This is a genomic window from Castellaniella daejeonensis, assembly GCF_039523555.1.
GTDB lineage: Bacteria > Pseudomonadota > Gammaproteobacteria > Burkholderiales > Burkholderiaceae_B > Castellaniella > Castellaniella daejeonensis.
Genome location: NZ_BAAAFN010000004.1, coordinates 161,077 through 176,772 on the forward strand (window position 1 = coordinate 161,077; position 15,696 = coordinate 176,772).

Sequence of the window (15,696 nt, forward strand, 5' to 3'; positions counted from 1 at the left end):
AGGTAGGGGCGAAAGAGTTTTAATTATGGCTTGGTGTAGGGAGGGTGTCAGGCCTTTAATCAAGTCAAACCTAATGCAATCCTCCCTCCAGCAGCCATTACCCTTCTCACTCCACCACCAACCCCGGATTCCAAACCACTTCCCACAGGTGCCCGTCCGGGTCCTGGAAATACCCCGCATATCCGCCCCAGAACGTCTCCTGCGCCGCCTTCACGATCACGGCCCCCGCCGCAGCGGCCTGCGCCATCACCGCATCCACCTCATCACGCGACGCCACGTTATGCCCCAGGCTGAATGTCGTGGCACTGGCCGGCCCTGGCGGCAAGCCTGAATCCTTCGCCAGGCTCTCGCGCGGCCACACGGCCAGCTTCAATCCCGGTTGCAGATCAAAAAAAGCGACCGCGCCGTGTTCGAATTCTTTACCGATGATGCCTTCGGTCGCCAATCCCAGGCCGTCCCGGTAGAACCGGAGCGAACGTTCCAGGTCATCGACCCCCAGGGTGATGACTGTGATGCGTGGTTTCATGGCCGCCTGCTCCCTGTTCGAATCGTTTCCAATCAAACGATGCGCCGGGGTCCGTCTTCCGTCCCGGCGCGATATGCTCGTGCCCCCGAACCGCCCGGATCGGGTGCCGGGCGCGGATTGCCGCCGCCAGGACGGCCAGCCGCGCATATTGCGCGTCCGTATAGGCCAGCGTGTCCGTGCCTTCCAGTTCGATGCCGATGGAAAAATCGTTGCAGCGCTCACGGCCTTCAAACACCGAGACGCCCGCATGCCAGGCGCGCAGCACCGTGGGCACGAATTGCACGATAGTGCCGTCGCGGCGGATCAGGAAATGGGCAGAGACCCGCATGTCGCGGATGTTCTCGAACCAGGGGTGGGATGCGATGTCCAGGCGGTTCTGGAAGAAATCGATGATGGCGTCGCCTGTGAAGACGCCGGGTGGCAGGCTGATGTTGTGGATCACCAGCAGGTAGGGATCTTCGTCGCCGGGCCGCGCGTCGTGATTGGGAGAAGGGCGGCGCAGGATGCCGGGGGCACCGGCCAGCCAGCCGTCCGTCCCGATGGACAAGAGCTGGCCTGGCTCGGGCTCGGCCGCCCGCATTTATTTTCCCAGGCCCAGCCGGGCGTGCTCGGGGCTGCACCAGGTCTTGCCCTGGCTCTGGTAGGCCTCGGACCGGGGCAGGTAGATGCGGCAGTGGGCGCAGCGCACCATGGTTTCGGATGCGGCCTTGGCGTCGTCGGCCTGCCGGCGTGCGGCGGCCTGGCGTGCCTGGGCCTTCTGGTGGCTCAGGATGCGGGAAACGAACAGGACGGCCAGGATGATGATCGTCCAGAGCAGGAATTTACCCAAGTGTGCCTCGTTGCAGGATGACTTCCAGGACGAACCGGCTGCCCGTGTAGGACAGCAGCAGGAAGGCGAAGCCGGCCAGCGTCCAGCGCAGGGCGATGCGGCCGCGCCAGCCCTGGATGTGGCGCCCTGCCAGCAGGACGCCGAATGTGGCCCAGGACAGCAGGGTGAAGACGGTCTTGTGGTCCATGGGCAGGGCGTGGCCGCCCAGGCGCAGGGACACGACGATGCCGGTCAGGACGGTCAGCGTGAGCACGCCGAAGCCGATCCAGATCAGGCGGAACAGCAGCTGTTCGAGCGTGAGCAGCGGCGGCATGGCGCCCATGGCGCGGCTGATCGCGCCCTGCTGGCCGGCGGATTCGATGGGCCGGTGCAGGTGGCGGTCCAGCACGGTCATCAGCATGGCGTGCAGGGCGGCCACGGTGATCAGGCCGTAGGCGGTCATGGCGATCAGCAGGTGCACGCGCAGCCAGTCGTTGCTGGCGTGGGGCACCAGGTAGCCGTGGGGGAACACGGCGGCCAGCAGGCTGACGACGGCGGCGGCAGGCAGCAGCAGGAGCAGCACGCTGTCCAGGCGCAGCAGGAAGTTTTCCACCCAGAATACGATCATGCCCAGCCACATGGCGGTGGACAGGGCCAGCGCCCAGCTCAGGTGCAGGCCGCTGGGCACGATGACGGCGGCGGCCAGGCCGATGCCGTGCAGGGCGATGGCGCCCAGCAGGCAGGTGCGGCCAATGGTGCCGGTGGGGCGGACATCATCGCTTGCCCGCGCGATGGGGCGCCACAGGGCGATGCCCAGTACGGCGTAGGCCAGCGCGGCGAGCAAGTGAAATACAATGCTGACTGACATAGTCCTATCGGTGTCCGGCGCGCAGGGCCGCGCCCCCAAAAGCATCCATTTTATGCGCAGGCCGACGGATCAACCAGTTTTACGGATACGGCATCATGCTCGATAACCTGACATCCCGCCTGTCGCGCGTGGTCAAGACCATGCGCGGCGAGGCCCGCCTGACCGAAGCCAACACCCAGGAAATGCTGCGCGAAGTGCGCCTGGCGTTGCTGGAGGCCGATGTGGCGCTGCCGGTGGTGCGCGATTTCGTGGCGCGGGTGAAGGAATCCGCCCTGGGCCAGGAAGTCGTCGGCAGCCTGAACCCGGGCCAGGCGCTGGTCGGGGTGGTGCACAAGGAACTGACCGCCCTGATGGGCGGCGACCTGGGCGACGAGGCGGGCGAGCTGTCCCTGGCCACCCAGCCGCCGGCCGTGATCCTGATGGCCGGCCTGCAGGGCGCGGGCAAGACCACCACCACCGGCAAGCTGGCCAAGTGGCTGTCCGAAGGCAACCACGTCCAGCATGGCCGCAAGACCGGCCGCAAAAAGGTCCTGGTGGTCAGCGCCGACGTGTATCGTCCGGCGGCCATCGACCAGTTGAAGACCGTGGCGGCGCAGGTGGGGGTCGATTTCCTGCCGACCGAGCCCACGCAGAAGCCGCAGGACATCGCCCGCGACGCCCTGGACCACGCACGGCGCCACCACTACGACGTGCTGATCGTGGATACGGCGGGGCGCCTGGGCATCGACCAGGCGATGATGGACGAGATCCGTGCCCTGCACGGTCTGCTTGCGCCGATCGAGACGCTGTTCGTAGTGGACGCCATGCAGGGCCAGGACGCGGTCAACGTGGCACGCGCCTTCTCCGAGGCGCTGCCGCTGACCGGCGTGGTCATGACCAAGCTCGACGGCGATGCGCGCGGCGGCGCGGCGCTGTCGGTGCGCCAGATCACCGGCAGGCCGCTGAAGTTCGTCGGCGTGTCCGAAAAGCTCGACGGGCTGGAGCCTTTCCATCCGGAACGCATGGCCCAGCGCATCCTGGGCATGGGCGATATCGTGTCGCTAGTCGAGCAGGCCCAGAAGAACATCGACATCGCCGAGGCGCAGAAGCTCGCCGCGCGCATGAAATCGGGCGACCGCTTCGACCTGAACGATTTTCGCGACCAGCTGCAGCAGGTGAAGAAGCTCGGCGACATGGGCTCGCTGCTGGAAAAGCTGCCGGCGCAGTTCGCGCAGGCGGCCGCGCAGGTGCAGGGCGGTCAGGCGGAAAAGCAGCTTGCCCGCACCGAAGGCATCCTGAATTCCATGACGCCGCTGGAACGCGCCAAGCCCGAGCTGATCAAGGCCTCGCGCAAGCGCCGCATCGCCGCGGGTTCGGGCGTCCCGGTGCAGGAAGTCAACCGCCTGCTCAAGCAGTTCGAGCAGATGCAGGGCATGATGAAGCAGATGAAAAAAGGCGGCATGGCCAAGATGATGCGCGCCATGGGCGGCCTGAAGGGCCTGGGTGGATTCGGCCGGGGCGGATTCCGCTGATCCGGGTTTTCCGGGCCGCTTGCGCGGCCAGCTCGCTGCGCAGTTGTCGGGTCAGGTAGGCAATGACTTCGGGTGGCCTTGCGTGGTGCGCCTAGCCCCCGCCCACCGCGACCACGATTTCGATGCGGTCGCCTTCGGCCAGCGGGGCCTGGGCATGCTGGCTGCGGGGCACGATGTCGCCGTTGCGTTCCACGGCGATGCGCTTGCCCTCGTAGCCCAGCCGGATCACCAGGTCGTGCACGGTGCGCACGTCGTCCAGGGCGGTCTCTGTGCCGTTCAGCAGGATGTTCAGGCTCATGGCGTCGGTCTCCTCAATCGCCGGCGTAGCGGTCGGTGGCGGCCAGCAGCTGCGTCAGGATGCCGGGTTCGTCGAATGCATGGCCGGCGTCCGGGACGATGTGGAATTCCGCCCGGGGCCAGGCGCGGTGCAGGTCCCAGGCCGATTTCATCGGCGTGCAGGCGTCGTACCGGCCCTGCACGATCACGCCGGGGATGTTGGCCAGCCGGTGCGCGTCGCGCAGCAGCTGGCCTTCTTCCATGAAGCCCCGGTTCACGAAGTAGTGGTTCTCGATGCGGGCGAAGGCCAGCGCCGCCTGGTCGGCGGCATGCGCCTGGTGGTGCGCCGGATTGGGCAGCAGGCTGATGGTGTGGCTTTCCCATTGGGTCCAGGCGTGTGCCGCCTGCAGCTGCGCGTGGGGATCGTCTCCGGTCAGGCGGCGGCGGTAGGCGGCCATCAGGTCGTCGCGCTCGGATTCGGGAATCGGGGCCAGGTAGCCTTCCCACAGGTCGGGAAACAGCCAGGACGCGCCTTCCTGGTAGAACCAGTGCAGTTCCGCCTGGCGCAGCAGGAAGATGCCGCGCACGATCAGGGCGTGCACGCGGTCGGGATGGGTTTCGGCGTAGGCCAGCGCCAGCGTCGAACCCCAGGAGCCGCCGAACACCACCATCTGGTCGGCATGCAGGACTTCGGTGCGCAGGCGTTCGATGTCGGCGACCAGGTCCCAGGTCGTGTTGTGCTCGATGTCGGCCGATGGTGTGGAACGGCCGCAGCCGCGCTGGTCGAACAGCAGGATGTTGTAGCGCTCGGGGTCGAACAGGCGGCGATGGGCGGGCGAGCAGCCTGCGCCGGGGCCGCCGTGCAGGAACACCACCGGCCGCCCCTGGGGGTTGCCGCACAATTCCCAGTAGACGCGATGGCCGTGGCCGGCGTCCATGAAGCCTTGTGCGTAGGGTTCGATCTCGGGGTACATCAGGTAGCCTCCGGTGCGGGCGCGGCATCCGGGGTGGCGCGCCGCGTGAAGATCAGGTCCCAGACCCCGTGGCCCAGGCGCAGGCCGCGGTTCTCGAATTTGGTCAGCGGACGGTAGTCGGGGCGCGGCGCGAAACCTTCGCAGGTATTCTGCAGCGATGGCTCGGCCGACAGGACTTCCAGCATCTGCTGGGCGTAGTGTTCCCAATCGGTGGCGCAGTGCAGGTAGGCGCCCGGCGCCATGCGGCTGCAGAGCAGCTCGATGAAAGGGGGCTGGATCAGGCGGCGCTTGTGGTGGCGCTTTTTCGGCCAGGGATCGGGGAAATAGATGTGCACGCCGGCCAGCGATCCGGGGGCGATCATGTCGCGCAGCACCTCGACCGCGTCATGCTGGATGATGCGGATGTTGTCCAGCCCGTTTTCATGGATGCGCTTGAGCAACGCGCCCACGCCGGCGTTGAAGACCTCGACTCCCAGGAAATTGTCGCCGGGCCGGGCCTGGGCGATTTTCTGGGTGGTCTCGCCCATGCCGAAGCCGATTTCCAGGATCACCGGTGCAGGCCGGCCGAAGGCGGCTGCCAGGTCGATGGGTTTGTCCTGGTAGCGGATCGACCAGCGCGGCAGCCATTCGGCGATTGCCTGTTCCTGGCTGGGCGTGATGTGGGCGCGGCGATGGACGAAGCTGCGGATGTGCGTGCTGCCCGATGGGGTCTGGGCCGTCACGATGGGCGGTGGGGATTTGGGCAGGTTCAAAATGCTGATAAAATGTCGGGCTGCAAGGGACTTGGTGAATCTCGATTTTACCAATGAATCCTTGCCGTCATCGACCTTCCTCGGTGCGGGTGTAGTTCAATGGTAGAACGGCGGCTTCCCAAGCCTCAAGCGTGGGTTCGATTCCCATCACCCGCTCCACTTCAACTTTCCATGGTGTTCCAAGGACGTCCATGGAGTGTTGTAAGTCATTGTCACGGTTCGGTTTTTCCAGAGAATCCGTTCCAGTGACGTCCAGCGAGATCCACTGACAGCCGGTCAAAACCGGTACATCAAGTGGTACATCTCAATGCGGAGCTTCCCGATTCCGCATTGTTGCTGGGGGAGCCGGGGCTCGATGGGAAACATGGCACTCAACTCGCTTTCAAGGAGTTGGGATCATGCTTTCGGACCTCACGGTTCGCCAAGCCAAGGCGACCGGCAAACCCTACACCCTGGCCGACACAGACGGCCTTTCCCTCTTTGTTTCAGCCACCGGTGCAAAGGCGTGGCACTTCCGCTTCTCGTGGGGCGGCAAGCGCGACCGCATGTCCTTCGGCACGTATCCGGCGCTCTCTCTGAAGGACGCCCGTGCGCTTCGCGATGAAGCCCGCTCGCTGCTCGCCAAGGGCGTCAATCCCCATAGCGAACGCAAGCGCAAGCGGCACGCGATCGTCCTGGCCGGCGAGCACACCTTCATGGCCGTCTACGAGCAATGGCTGACCCATCGCCGGCTCTCGCTGGAGGAAGGACGGCAGACCAGCTTGGAACAGATCGGGCGTGTCTTCAAGAAAGATGTGTTCCCCTCGCTGCGGCACCTGACCATCTACGAGATTAGGCGTGGTAGCACACACCGACGAACATCGAGGCGACTACCAGCAGCGCGACCAGCAGCACGATGTCGTAGCCGTAGTTCTGCAGCGTCTGCATGATGCCGCTGCCCTGGCCGCGCGAGGGGTCCTCGATGGTCGGCAGGCCCTGCGCCCGGGCTGCTAATGGCAAGCCCATCAGCGCCAGCGGCGCGAGGATGGTGGTGGCAACGCGATGGGGAGTCGGATGGGTCTTCATGGCGGTCGGGCCTTTCGTGGTGGTCAGGACAGGAGGAAATAGGTCAGCACCAGGTACATCGCGACGAATCGCACGACGACGCCCAGGAACTGGCGCTGGGACAGGCGCTGCTCGGCCCACCCGGTGTAGGCGGTACGCATGGCCCACACCCCCCACAGGAGCAGGACGGCGAACACCAGGCCGAGCACCACCGTGGCAACGGCGGCTGGGGCGAAGCCGCCATTGGCCTGGAAGGCACTGACCTGGGCGGCGTTCATTGGGGTGCCTCCTGGTCGGAGGGCGGGCTGGACTGGCGGTAGTCACCGGACAACTCGACCGTATCGCGCGGCTGGGCGCGCGGCGGCGTCAGGTAGTCCTGGATGCCCGCCCGAACGCGCTGGAGGTCCTCGCGCAGGCGGGCATGGTCGAAGTGGTAGCGGGAACCTTCCAGCCTCGGCAGGACTGCGCCGCGCTCGGCCAGGCGATCGAGAGAGTCGAGTTGGCGTACGAGGGCTGCAAGCCGCGCATGCTCGGAAGTGGTATCGGCTGCAAGTACAGGCACTGGGCCGGCCAACAGGCAGACCAACAGTAGGCCCGACACGCGGCATCGCTCGGCGGTAGTCGTGGAAATTGAAGTCATCACGCCAGTCCGGGGTTGGGATGGCGAAATGCTGCGGCGATAGGGCGCGAGTGACCGCAAAGAATGGGAACCGGGCCGTGACCAGATTCTTCGTTTGCTGCTCCTGGCAAATCCCGTGCACTACCGGGCGAGGGCTCCGGTGGCTCGCCGGTCCGTCAGTCGCGTAGATGCCCATTTAATCCGGGCAGATCAGAGAAAATCATGTCTAATCATGCTGGATCGTCTATGCAAAGCGGCCGATTCATGCCAACATAAATAGGTTGCCCGTACTTTGACCTCACGAAGGGAGCCCATGTCGGATCGTTGGTTGTCGGTCGAAGAGATCGCCGAGCACCTTGGAGTGAGCAAAGACACCGTCTATGCGTGGATTCGCAGGCGTGAGATGCCGGCGCATCGCATTGGGCGGCTATGGAAGTTCAAAACGGCCGAGGTCGACGAATGGGTGAAGTCGGGCGGTTCTGCTGACGAAGAGGGACGGAAAGCGAAATGAACTGCGGGGGAGCACATGATCAAAGCTGCGGCGGGTAGTGTCATGACGAAGACTGTGCACTCAGTTCGACGCGCTGATTACTCGATCATCGCGCTTGATAAGTTCATCCAAGCAACCCGAGACTCTGGATACAAAGGTACAGCGAGCGCGATCTCAGAACTCGTTGACAACTCTATCCAAGCGGGCGCCACACGCATCGCGATCTCTGTCGCTGCCAAGACCAGCGACGACGAGGAGAAGGTGATAGAGATTTCGGTACTGGACAATGGCTGTGGGATGGACCCACCGACACTGCGTCAGGCACTCCGGTTCGGCGGGAGCACTCGATTCGGAGACCGCCGAGGACTTGGGCGGTACGGCATGGGTCTACCCAATGCGTCGCTGAGCCAAGCGCGGCGTGTCGCGGTCTTTACGTGGCAGTCGCCGAAGGGTGCGCGTGGGCACGATACCCCGACCGTGTACTCGTCATACCTCGACGTCGACGAGATCGTGCGCTGCGAGATGATCGAGGTGCCCGAGCCGAAGGTGGTGAAGGTGCCGCCAAGTCGGTGCGCAGGAAACTCGGGGACCCTCGTTTGCTGGTCGCAGTGCGATAGGCTCGACAATCGCCGCGTCTCTACCATCGTGCGCAAGCTTGAGGTTGAACTCGGTCGACGTTTCAGGCACTTCATCTGGAAGGGACTGCGTATAACCATCAACGGCGATACGCTCGACGCCTTCGATCCGCTTTACCTACACCCGAAAGCAGAGATTTCTGGTGCCCAACTTTTCGGTGAGGAGATGCGCTTCGAAGTCCGCGCCGATCCGCTCGATTCGCGGAAAACTGGTTGGGTGAGTGTGCGGTTTACGGAACTGCCGGTCCACGCGTGGCACAAACTTTCAAACGACGAGAAGCGCCGAATCGGCCTCTCGAAAGGTGCTGGCGTCTCAATCGTCCGTGGAGGACGAGAGGTAGACTACGGCTGGTTCTTCATGGGTAGCAAACACCGAGAGAACTACGACGACTGGTGGCGCTGCGAGATCCAGTTCGATCCGATCCTCGACGAAGCCTTTGGCATTACGCACACGAAGCAACAGGCTCGCCCCCAGGCGCACCTCATCGAGGCACTCTCGCCGGATCTCGAGGCGACCGCGCGTGCCCTCAATGGGCGCGCACGCAAGGCTCACACAGCCGTGAAGGCGCGCGAGCGCTTCTCCGAAGCGGAGCGCATCGCCAATGAGCGGGACCACCTCCTACGCCCCCTTCCGCGCAGTGTTGATCCGACAGCGCGGGCGCTGATGCGTGAATTGGAGGAGAGTCACCCGACGCTACGGGATCGCCCTAACGAGGCGGACCGCTACAGCATCATCGAGCACTCGGTGAAAGACACGTCGTTCTTCACCCTTGCGCACGACGGGGACAAGCTTGTGCTCGTATTGAACCCTGATCACCCCTTCTACCGCGAGATCTACAAACCGCTCTCTGAGGGCGAGGTCTCTCGCGATCCGCAACTCCGCGCCAAACTCGAACTGCTCCTCCTCGCGGCGGCGCGGAGCGAAGCGGCCGCGCGCGGGAAGATCCCGGCGCTCGCAAAGCATCGGCTCGAGTGGAGTAACACCTTGGCTGCCTTCCTGAGCGACAAATGACCAAAGTGCCCGGTAACACGTGGACCACGCTGGAGCCCCCGCTCCCGAGCAAGGCGTCGCAGAACGCCTTCGTGGAGCACGCGCGCGCGCTGGCGAAGGTGTGCCGGCGGGAGCGTACCGAGGAGGCGATCGAGAAGGCGCGCGGCGCGTTCGTGGCTGAAGTCACGGCGTGTCGTCGCAGTGATCGACAGACGCTGCTCGCGGCGGGGCTCGTCATAACCGACCTCGCGACGCAGGGCTGGACGGTCCGCGTGCGCAGCGAGCGCGTCGAGGTCAAGCCGCCTGACTCCGTCACCGACCCGCTCGCCGAGAAGGCACGCATTCGTCGGCAGGAGTTGGTCAAGCGCAACGCACAACTCCGTCAGCCGTCGGTGCAGCGGTTCCTGGAGTCGATGGAGCGCCAGCGTCTTCACGATGGGAGCTACGTCTCGATCTACTCGCTCATGCGCGACGGGCGAGATCTCGCGAAGGGCCTTCGGGAGGCGCGGACGCACCTCAACAACGGCTGGGCCGACGCGCTGTCGAAGCTCGTTGATCCCTACCTCCAGTTCGTCACCGCTGAGAACGCAGCGTGCGAGTTCACCGGACTGCGCCTGATGGACGTGTGGCGCTACTTCCGCCACACGTGGACGAACCAGTACACGAGCGTGCCGGGTCGGACCATGGTCTTCCTCGTACGCGACCGCGCCGCTGCCAACCACCCAGTGATGGGTATCGGCGCGCTGAGCAGCCCGATCATGCAGATCCGCAAGCGCGATTCGTGGATCGGGTGGCACCCGGAGACATTCCTTGATCGCGTGCGGACCGCGCCGACGCGAGAACTCGCTAAGTGGCTCGTCGACACGCTCGACGCCGCCATCGACGAAATCTACGTGGCGGACCTGATCGAGGACGGCATTCTCTCGACACGCGACCTCAAGACACCCTCGTTGGCAGTGATCGAACGACTGCTGAAGGAGAGCGCCGAGGCGCGCAAGAAGCACCAGCGCTTCGCGCGCTCGCGTGACTACAAGCAGAAGCGCTCAGATTTCCAGGGCAACGAGTACTGGATCGCGAAGGCTAGGACACACCTGTTCCGCAGCAAGCGTGCGCTCGCCCTCTCAACGTACCTCCGCGCGCGCGCGGTTCTAGACGAGGCATTCGACGGCAAGCCGACGGCGGAAAAGCTTGCCACGCTCGCGAAGACGGGGTACGGCAGCGACGCGATCCGCAGGGTGCTCAAGAAGGCGAAGGCTGACCGGGTTGGCATCGCGGTCGCAGACATCTCGGTATGCGGCGCAGTGCAGCCCTACAACGCGCTCCTCGGCGGCAAGCTTACTGCCATGATGGCGGCGAGCCCAGAGGTCGTACACCAGTACCGTCGACGATACGCACAGGCGGAGAGTGAGATCGCGTCCTCGATGGCTGGGCGACCCATCGTGCGTGCTTCGAAGCTTGTGCTCCTCGGTACGACGTCGCTCTACGGCGTGGGGTCGAGCCAGTACAACCGCATCAAGATCCCGGCGGAGCGTCTCGGGGGCAATGCGGGGGACGTCATCCGATACGCTGAGTTGGGTCGATCGGAGGCGTTTGGCACGTCGCAATACTCCGAGGAGACGGTCCACGCGCTTGTCGAACTTGTGCAGCAGTCCGACGCGCAGCGTGTGAACAGCATTTTCGGTGAGGGCGTGAGCCCCAAACTGCGCAAGGTAAGACAAGCGCTCGATCTGCTGAACCTGCCGTCGGGGATGCTTCTCCGCCACCACCGTCCGCGCATCGTGTACGCGGTAAGCCTTATTAAGAACCTCGACGACTACCTCATCGGCGCCGCCAAGCGGCCCGAATACATAGTACCGGTCAACGAGGGCGTGGCGGCGACTGCGGCGATCGGCGCGTGGTGGCGCGAGCGGTGGTTACGAAATCGGATTATCTCCGATGACGTCCTCGATGAGGTTGAACGGCACACAACCGTCCGTCCGGTCACCCACGGGGCTCGTGTTCCTCTCCAGAGAGCCGCCCCCCAGCAGCCCATGTACTCCGACCTCTCTCCTGAACTTCCAGAAGGATGATGATGAGTAAGTTCAGGGACATCCGAGAGAACACCTCGCTCGCGCAGGGAGTCGCGACGCATTCCCCTGCGTACGCGATGGGGTGGTGCGCTCGGTCTCTTCACCTGACGACAACCGACGCACAGCGTGCAGTTGTGCGGCTCGGGAAGTGAACAGGTGTCCTGATGGATCTGAGGGCGTGGAACCAGCGACTCGCAGAGCACTTCGGCGCCCTCGCGCGTGACCGCAAGGATGTCCCTGTCTTCGCCTTGGAGCACGGCCTCGCGCAGGCCGAGTTGCTGGCGCTGCAGAACACGCTGCGCGCTCACATCCAGGTCTCGGCGCCCGCGCGCGACCACCAACTCGTTTGGGTCGTCTACGCGGCGGAGATCGGCTACGGCTACGCGGGGAACGAGTATTGGCAGACCTTTGAGGATAGGACGCCGGGCTGGAGGTTGAACGGTAGACGCGATTGGATTCGCGATGCCTTTGTCGCCTTTCAGCGGAAGTTCGCGGGCGCGAAGCCGTCGGGCCCCTGGGCGGAGCAGTTCTCGATCATTGCGTGGCCCATCACGCACGCGATCCTCCCGTGCGACCTGCAGCAGCAACTCGCGCGCATCCTCTACGAACTTCGGCACTCGTTTTCCGGCGAACTCTTCGATGAGCCGCAGCGCCTCGGGGACTTCATCGCGGCGCGGAGTTGGAATACGTCGGCGCGCTTCCAGAACCTCGTGCAGGCGCCGGCGCTCGTCGGCCAGATCGCCGCCGCGCTCCTTCTCCAAGGGAAAGAGGGCTTCAAGACGCTGCTCCACCCGACGACGCTGAAGCGCATCGGCGATGACGTCGACAGCGAACGCCGCGGTCGCGACTGGCTGCGCAGCGCGCGCCACGCAGCGGAGGAGCGGGCGAGGATCCGAGGACTGACCATTGGCAGGTCAACGAACACGACGTTCCAGCGGCGTGAGGAGGCCCGAGAAGAGGTCGCACGCCTGGGCATCGAGCCGCGCCTCGTGCTGCGACCCATCGAGGGGTCACGCTGGGAGGTCTCTCTCGAAATCCCAGACCTCTCGCACCTGCTCCTCCGCTTCCCGCAGGTGCGAGAGGTCCTCACCGAATCGCGATGCACCGTCGCGGGCGCGGCGGGACGCCCGCTCGCGAGGGGGCGCTGCCTACACGGCCCCCAACGCGTCCCGCTCAGCCGCTGGCCCCAGCCCGACGATGTGCTGTTGAAGTTCGAGCGCACCGACGCGCAACTCGAGTACCTCCTGCGCGCGGAGTGCATGCTCCGCCCGGGCACTTCATGGCTCTTTAAGGTCGCCAGTGATGGCCTTGCCTACGAGTCTCGCGGGATGCGCGTGCGTGCGGACTCGAAATACCTGCTCGTGAGCACCGAGCCCTTTGCCAAATCACCCGTCGCGCGTCCGGTCGAACTGGCGTGCCAAGGCGTACACGCCATGCTCCTCGACGTGCCCGCTGCGCTCACGTCGGAGTGGGAGCAGGCGCTGAAGCAGTTTCAGGTTACCCAGGCGAAATCTATCGAGGTGTGGCCCGCTGGGCTCGCTGCGGTCGCTTGGGACGGTGAGGGATATGGCGAGTGGCTCGCATCGGAGACGCCGACCCTTGCGATCCGGTCAGACCACGCGATGGACGAGTTGACCATTGCGATGGGGGATGGCCCGTCACTCTCGTTGACGCTGACCGACACGCCGCCCGGCGAGGCAGTCTTTGTCGAACTCCCGCCGTTGCCGGTAGGGCTCCACAAATTCAGTGTCGCGGCGCGCAGCGGTAGCAGCGCAGACTCCGAGGTGATCGGCGACCTCGACGTCGTCATGCGGGTCCGCGAGGCCCGCCCTTGGTCGCCTGGGTCGACCGCGCACGGCCCACTCGAAATTGAACTCGACCCCGCCGCGCCCTCGCTCGAGCAACTCTGGGAAGGAAAAGCCGCCGTCCGGGTGCGTGGTCCTGCTGGGCGCCAGGTAATGATCCGAGTGCAAATGTTCGTGAAAGCGGGTGAAGCGCCGTTGTTTGAGCGTCAACTGCCGCCGGTCACGTTACCGCTTCCAAGCGAGGAATGGGCGCGCCACTTCGAGGCATACATCAAGAATGACAAGAGCGCACAAGGTGCATACGACGACACACACGTTTGTGAGATCGAACTCACCGCCGAAGAACTCGGTGTGTTCACGTTCCGCTTCGAGCGCGAATTCACGCCGCTGCGGTGGTCTTTGCGGAAAAATTCCTCTGGGTTCATAGCGCTATTGCGAGACGACGCTGACAGCGACGCACCGGTTATCGAGCGCTATTCGTTCGAGAGTCCAGCCGTCGGAGAGAAACTTCCGAGTGGTGTGGAACACAACGTACCGCGCACTGGCGGTCTATACGTTGCAGCGAGCGGTGATTTCAAGGTGGCCATTGTTGTTCCACCTGTCGTGGAAACGCTTTCGGATCTACAGTTTGAGCCACGAATTGACGCTCGAGGTCGTACGGTTGAATCAATTGCTCAACTCTTAGCGTTGGCTAGACTTTGGAATTCGGCACGGCACTCTGGCGAACTTGTCGGGCGCGCGCGCCAGCGGCTTATCTTACGAGCTATTGCGACGCGCATTTCATCTCTAATCGGAGGAGACAATTGGAGCAGATGTGAACGGGATTTTTCTCGAGAAAAAATTGGAATAGGAATGCTGAGGCGGGCGATTCCGATGCAGCGGAATCATAAAAATAGTGATTGGCGGCCAATTACTTTTGATCAAATTTTCCCCCGAGATATATTGACGCGACTGGCGGACGCACCCTTGGCCGAGCGGGGCGCTGCATTTAAAGATTTTGCTGAAAATAGCCTAAGTCTCGAACAAGAAGGGAGTTTGCTCTGGCTTTCCGAATTTTCACTGCGGATGGCAAGCGCCCCTAGCAGCCTTGAGAATTGGGCAGGCTCCCATCTCAAAAAAGGAATCAATGCATTGCTGGGCGCGCCGTCGCTTGCTTGCACTGCACGCTTTTTGGTGCTCGCTATTGATCAGATGAGGACTGTGCCAACGGGCGCCGATGAGATATACGCGGGATGGGGGTGGTCATGAGGCGCCTTACCATCGAAGAAGTACACGCGCAGAAGATCCGAGAACTCGGGCTCGACCCAGAGGCGCTCGACCTAACGACGCCGGAAGGGCTTGCAGGCGCGCTGCGCCGGGCTGCGAGCTACCTATGTCCGTGCTCTGCGACGACGCTCGTGCGCGCCGTTGTGCGCCCGCTGCGGGGTTTGGTGCCCGACCTCGAGAAGGCGAAAGAACTCGCCGAGGAGACTCTCGAGGCGATGGTCTCGCACGGCGACATCCTCGAGCAGCCTGAGGTAGAAGATAGGACGTCGACAGCGCGTGTACTGCTCTACGCTGCGCCCGCGAGCTTCGTCGTCCGTCAGAGCGGGCTCGTGATCCTCCTCGGTGTCACCGCAGACCAACTCTCGCCACTGCCCTCGGAACTTGAACGTCGTATCGAATACCTCGGGCACGTACGCAGGCTGAGCCCGTCGCAGAAGAGCGAACACCTACGCGTCGAACTACACCAACTCGGTTTGTTCGAACTCTCGTCAGATACTTGGCTCAAGGGGCCGAAGATACGCAGTGCGTCGCAGATCCTGGCCGAGATTAATCACAGCCTAGATACTGTTCCACCGTCAAGGGACATCCCGGGACTCTTGCTCCTCGATCCAGAGAAGTCTGTCCGGTACTACCGAGGGCGCTGGACAGAGCCGAAAGCACAAACAGGGCGATTCGTCGCGCGGCGACAGCAAGCTTATGGCGCCGATCTTTGGTGCTATGTCCATTTAACGAACGGCCACCCCGCGCGGATGATCGACCTCCCACTACAGGGGAGCCGATGGCGCGGCTGCGACGAGGCGTGGCACCTCCAGATGGCGATCGATGCGCAGCGCGGCGCCCCGCAGCGCTTCCGTACCACCCCCAGTGGAGACGCTGTAGTTCTCGAATTCTTCTCGCCAGTGCCTGCGTGGGCGCGGCGACGGTGGGATGCGATTGGGGAGCCCGTCCCGAGCGCAGGATGTCTTTTCGCCTACCGAATACCCAAGACAGAGATCGATGAGGAGCGGAGATATATGCGCGAGGCTCTCTGGCTTGAAGAATTGATGACGAGTTCCTATTAGA

Annotated in this window: 15 protein-coding genes, 1 tRNA gene and 2 pseudogenes; 8 read left to right on the forward strand and 10 right to left on the reverse strand. The window is 63.9% G+C overall.

Annotation, left to right across the window (positions count from 1 at the left end; translation table 11 throughout):
- Window positions 1–106 precede the first annotated feature (106 nt).
- From ABD022_RS00985 to ABD022_RS01000, 4 genes are read right to left on the reverse strand one after another with little or no spacing between them, the layout of a single operon-like run.
- Window positions 107–526: a VOC family protein gene (locus tag ABD022_RS00985; RefSeq protein ID WP_325126046.1), complete on the reverse strand. Its 420-nt coding sequence runs from the start codon at window positions 524–526 to the stop codon at window positions 107–109.
- Window positions 486–1,106: a 1,6-anhydro-N-acetylmuramyl-L-alanine amidase AmpD gene (ampD, locus tag ABD022_RS00990; protein ID WP_343819604.1), complete on the reverse strand. Its 621-nt coding sequence runs from the start codon at window positions 1,104–1,106 to the stop codon at window positions 486–488. The genes ABD022_RS00985 and ampD overlap by 41 nt, the downstream gene beginning before the upstream one ends.
- Window positions 1,107–1,355 (reverse strand): PP0621 family protein, encoded by a 249-nt coding sequence (locus ABD022_RS00995; protein ID WP_325126042.1) that lies wholly within the window; start codon window positions 1,353–1,355, stop codon window positions 1,107–1,109.
- Entirely contained in the window at window positions 1,348–2,202 is an 855-nt protein-coding gene (locus ABD022_RS01000) for a cytochrome C assembly family protein (protein ID WP_325126040.1), read from the reverse strand. Before ABD022_RS01000 ends, ABD022_RS00995 begins: the two co-directional genes overlap by 8 nt.
- Window positions 2,203–2,297: 95 nt before the next feature.
- Here ABD022_RS01000 and ffh point away from each other — a divergent pair, with 95 nt between their 5' ends.
- The gene (ffh, locus tag ABD022_RS01005) at window positions 2,298–3,713 is read left to right on the forward strand and encodes a signal recognition particle protein (RefSeq protein WP_325126038.1); all 1,416 of its coding nucleotides are present in this window, start codon (window positions 2,298–2,300) and stop codon (window positions 3,711–3,713) included.
- Window positions 3,714–3,804: 91 nt separating this feature from the next.
- Here the strand turns inward: ffh and thiS are convergent, their stop codons facing one another.
- From thiS to trmB, 3 genes are read right to left on the reverse strand one after another with little or no spacing between them, the layout of a single operon-like run.
- Entirely contained in the window at window positions 3,805–4,005 is a 201-nt protein-coding gene (gene thiS, locus ABD022_RS01010; RefSeq protein ID WP_325126059.1) for a sulfur carrier protein ThiS, read from the reverse strand.
- Between the two features lie 19 nt (window positions 4,006–4,024).
- Window positions 4,025–4,966 (reverse strand): prolyl aminopeptidase, encoded by a 942-nt coding sequence (gene pip, locus ABD022_RS01015; RefSeq protein WP_343819736.1) that lies wholly within the window; start codon window positions 4,964–4,966, stop codon window positions 4,025–4,027.
- Window positions 4,963–5,685 carry a tRNA (guanosine(46)-N7)-methyltransferase TrmB gene (trmB, locus tag ABD022_RS01020; protein WP_325126037.1) on the reverse strand — a complete coding sequence of 241 codons (723 nt, stop codon included), beginning with the start codon at window positions 5,683–5,685 and terminating at the stop codon, window positions 4,963–4,965. The genes pip and trmB overlap by 4 nt, the downstream gene beginning before the upstream one ends.
- Before the next feature lie 115 nt (window positions 5,686–5,800).
- Between trmB and ABD022_RS01025 the strand changes: the two genes are divergently transcribed.
- A tRNA-Gly gene (locus ABD022_RS01025) sits at window positions 5,801–5,874 on the forward strand.
- 239 nt (window positions 5,875–6,113) lie between these two features.
- Window positions 6,114–6,554, forward strand: a pseudogene (locus ABD022_RS01030) (integrase arm-type DNA-binding domain-containing protein); the annotation flags it as partial.
- Here ABD022_RS01030 and ABD022_RS01035 read toward each other — a convergent pair.
- The 3 genes and pseudogenes from ABD022_RS01035 to ABD022_RS01045 all read right to left on the reverse strand — a co-directional run.
- Window positions 6,550–6,720, reverse strand: a pseudogene (locus ABD022_RS01035) (TIGR03745 family integrating conjugative element membrane protein); the annotation flags it as partial. The pseudogenes ABD022_RS01030 and ABD022_RS01035 overlap by 5 nt on opposite strands.
- 83 nt (window positions 6,721–6,803) lie before the next feature.
- Entirely contained in the window at window positions 6,804–7,037 is a 234-nt protein-coding gene (locus tag ABD022_RS01040; protein WP_009463356.1) for a TIGR03758 family integrating conjugative element protein, read from the reverse strand.
- Entirely contained in the window at window positions 7,034–7,321 is a 288-nt protein-coding gene (locus ABD022_RS01045; protein ID WP_486303425.1) for an integrative conjugative element protein, RAQPRD family, read from the reverse strand. Before ABD022_RS01045 ends, ABD022_RS01040 begins: the two co-directional genes overlap by 4 nt.
- A gap of 370 nt (window positions 7,322–7,691) precedes the next feature.
- On the opposite strand from ABD022_RS01045, the gene ABD022_RS01050 reads away from it, so the two are divergent.
- From ABD022_RS01050 to ABD022_RS01070, 5 genes are all read left to right on the forward strand, one after another.
- Complete coding sequence (locus ABD022_RS01050) at window positions 7,692–7,889, forward strand: helix-turn-helix domain-containing protein (RefSeq protein ID WP_027350527.1); 198 nt, start codon at window positions 7,692–7,694, stop codon at window positions 7,887–7,889.
- A gap of 15 nt (window positions 7,890–7,904) precedes the next feature.
- Window positions 7,905–9,515 (forward strand): ATP-binding protein, encoded by a 1,611-nt coding sequence (locus ABD022_RS01055; protein WP_052365186.1) that lies wholly within the window; start codon window positions 7,905–7,907, stop codon window positions 9,513–9,515.
- Window positions 9,512–11,563 carry a Druantia anti-phage system protein DruA gene (locus ABD022_RS01060; RefSeq protein ID WP_343819609.1) on the forward strand — a complete coding sequence of 684 codons (2,052 nt, stop codon included), beginning with the start codon at window positions 9,512–9,514 and terminating at the stop codon, window positions 11,561–11,563. Before ABD022_RS01055 ends, ABD022_RS01060 begins: the two co-directional genes overlap by 4 nt.
- Before the next feature lie 164 nt (window positions 11,564–11,727).
- A complete protein-coding gene (locus tag ABD022_RS01065; RefSeq protein WP_343819610.1) occupies window positions 11,728–14,616 on the forward strand; it encodes a hypothetical protein in 2,889 nt (962 codons plus the stop codon).
- The gene (locus ABD022_RS01070) at window positions 14,613–15,695 is read left to right on the forward strand and encodes a hypothetical protein (protein ID WP_155834333.1); all 1,083 of its coding nucleotides are present in this window, start codon (window positions 14,613–14,615) and stop codon (window positions 15,693–15,695) included. Before ABD022_RS01065 ends, ABD022_RS01070 begins: the two co-directional genes overlap by 4 nt.
- Window position 15,696: the final 1 nt, after the last annotated feature.

Coding starts and splice junctions, on each gene's coding strand:
- ABD022_RS00985 (WP_325126046.1), bottom strand. CDS start 526: ATGAAACCACGCATCACAGTCATCACCCTGGGGGTCGATGACCTGGAA.
- ampD (WP_343819604.1), bottom strand. CDS start 1,106: ATGCGGGCGGCCGAGCCCGAGCCAGGCCAGCTCTTGTCCATCGGGACG.
- ABD022_RS01000 (WP_325126040.1), bottom strand. CDS start 2,202: ATGTCAGTCAGCATTGTATTTCACTTGCTCGCCGCGCTGGCCTACGCC.
- ffh (WP_325126038.1), top strand. CDS start 2,298: ATGCTCGATAACCTGACATCCCGCCTGTCGCGCGTGGTCAAGACCATG.
- ABD022_RS01040 (WP_009463356.1), bottom strand. CDS start 7,037: ATGAACGCCGCCCAGGTCAGTGCCTTCCAGGCCAATGGCGGCTTCGCC.
- ABD022_RS01050 (WP_027350527.1), top strand. CDS start 7,692: ATGTCGGATCGTTGGTTGTCGGTCGAAGAGATCGCCGAGCACCTTGGA.
- ABD022_RS01055 (WP_052365186.1), top strand. CDS start 7,905: ATGATCAAAGCTGCGGCGGGTAGTGTCATGACGAAGACTGTGCACTCA.
- ABD022_RS01060 (WP_343819609.1), top strand. CDS start 9,512: ATGACCAAAGTGCCCGGTAACACGTGGACCACGCTGGAGCCCCCGCTC.
- ABD022_RS01065 (WP_343819610.1), top strand. CDS start 11,728: ATGGATCTGAGGGCGTGGAACCAGCGACTCGCAGAGCACTTCGGCGCC.
- ABD022_RS01070 (WP_155834333.1), top strand. CDS start 14,613: ATGAGGCGCCTTACCATCGAAGAAGTACACGCGCAGAAGATCCGAGAA.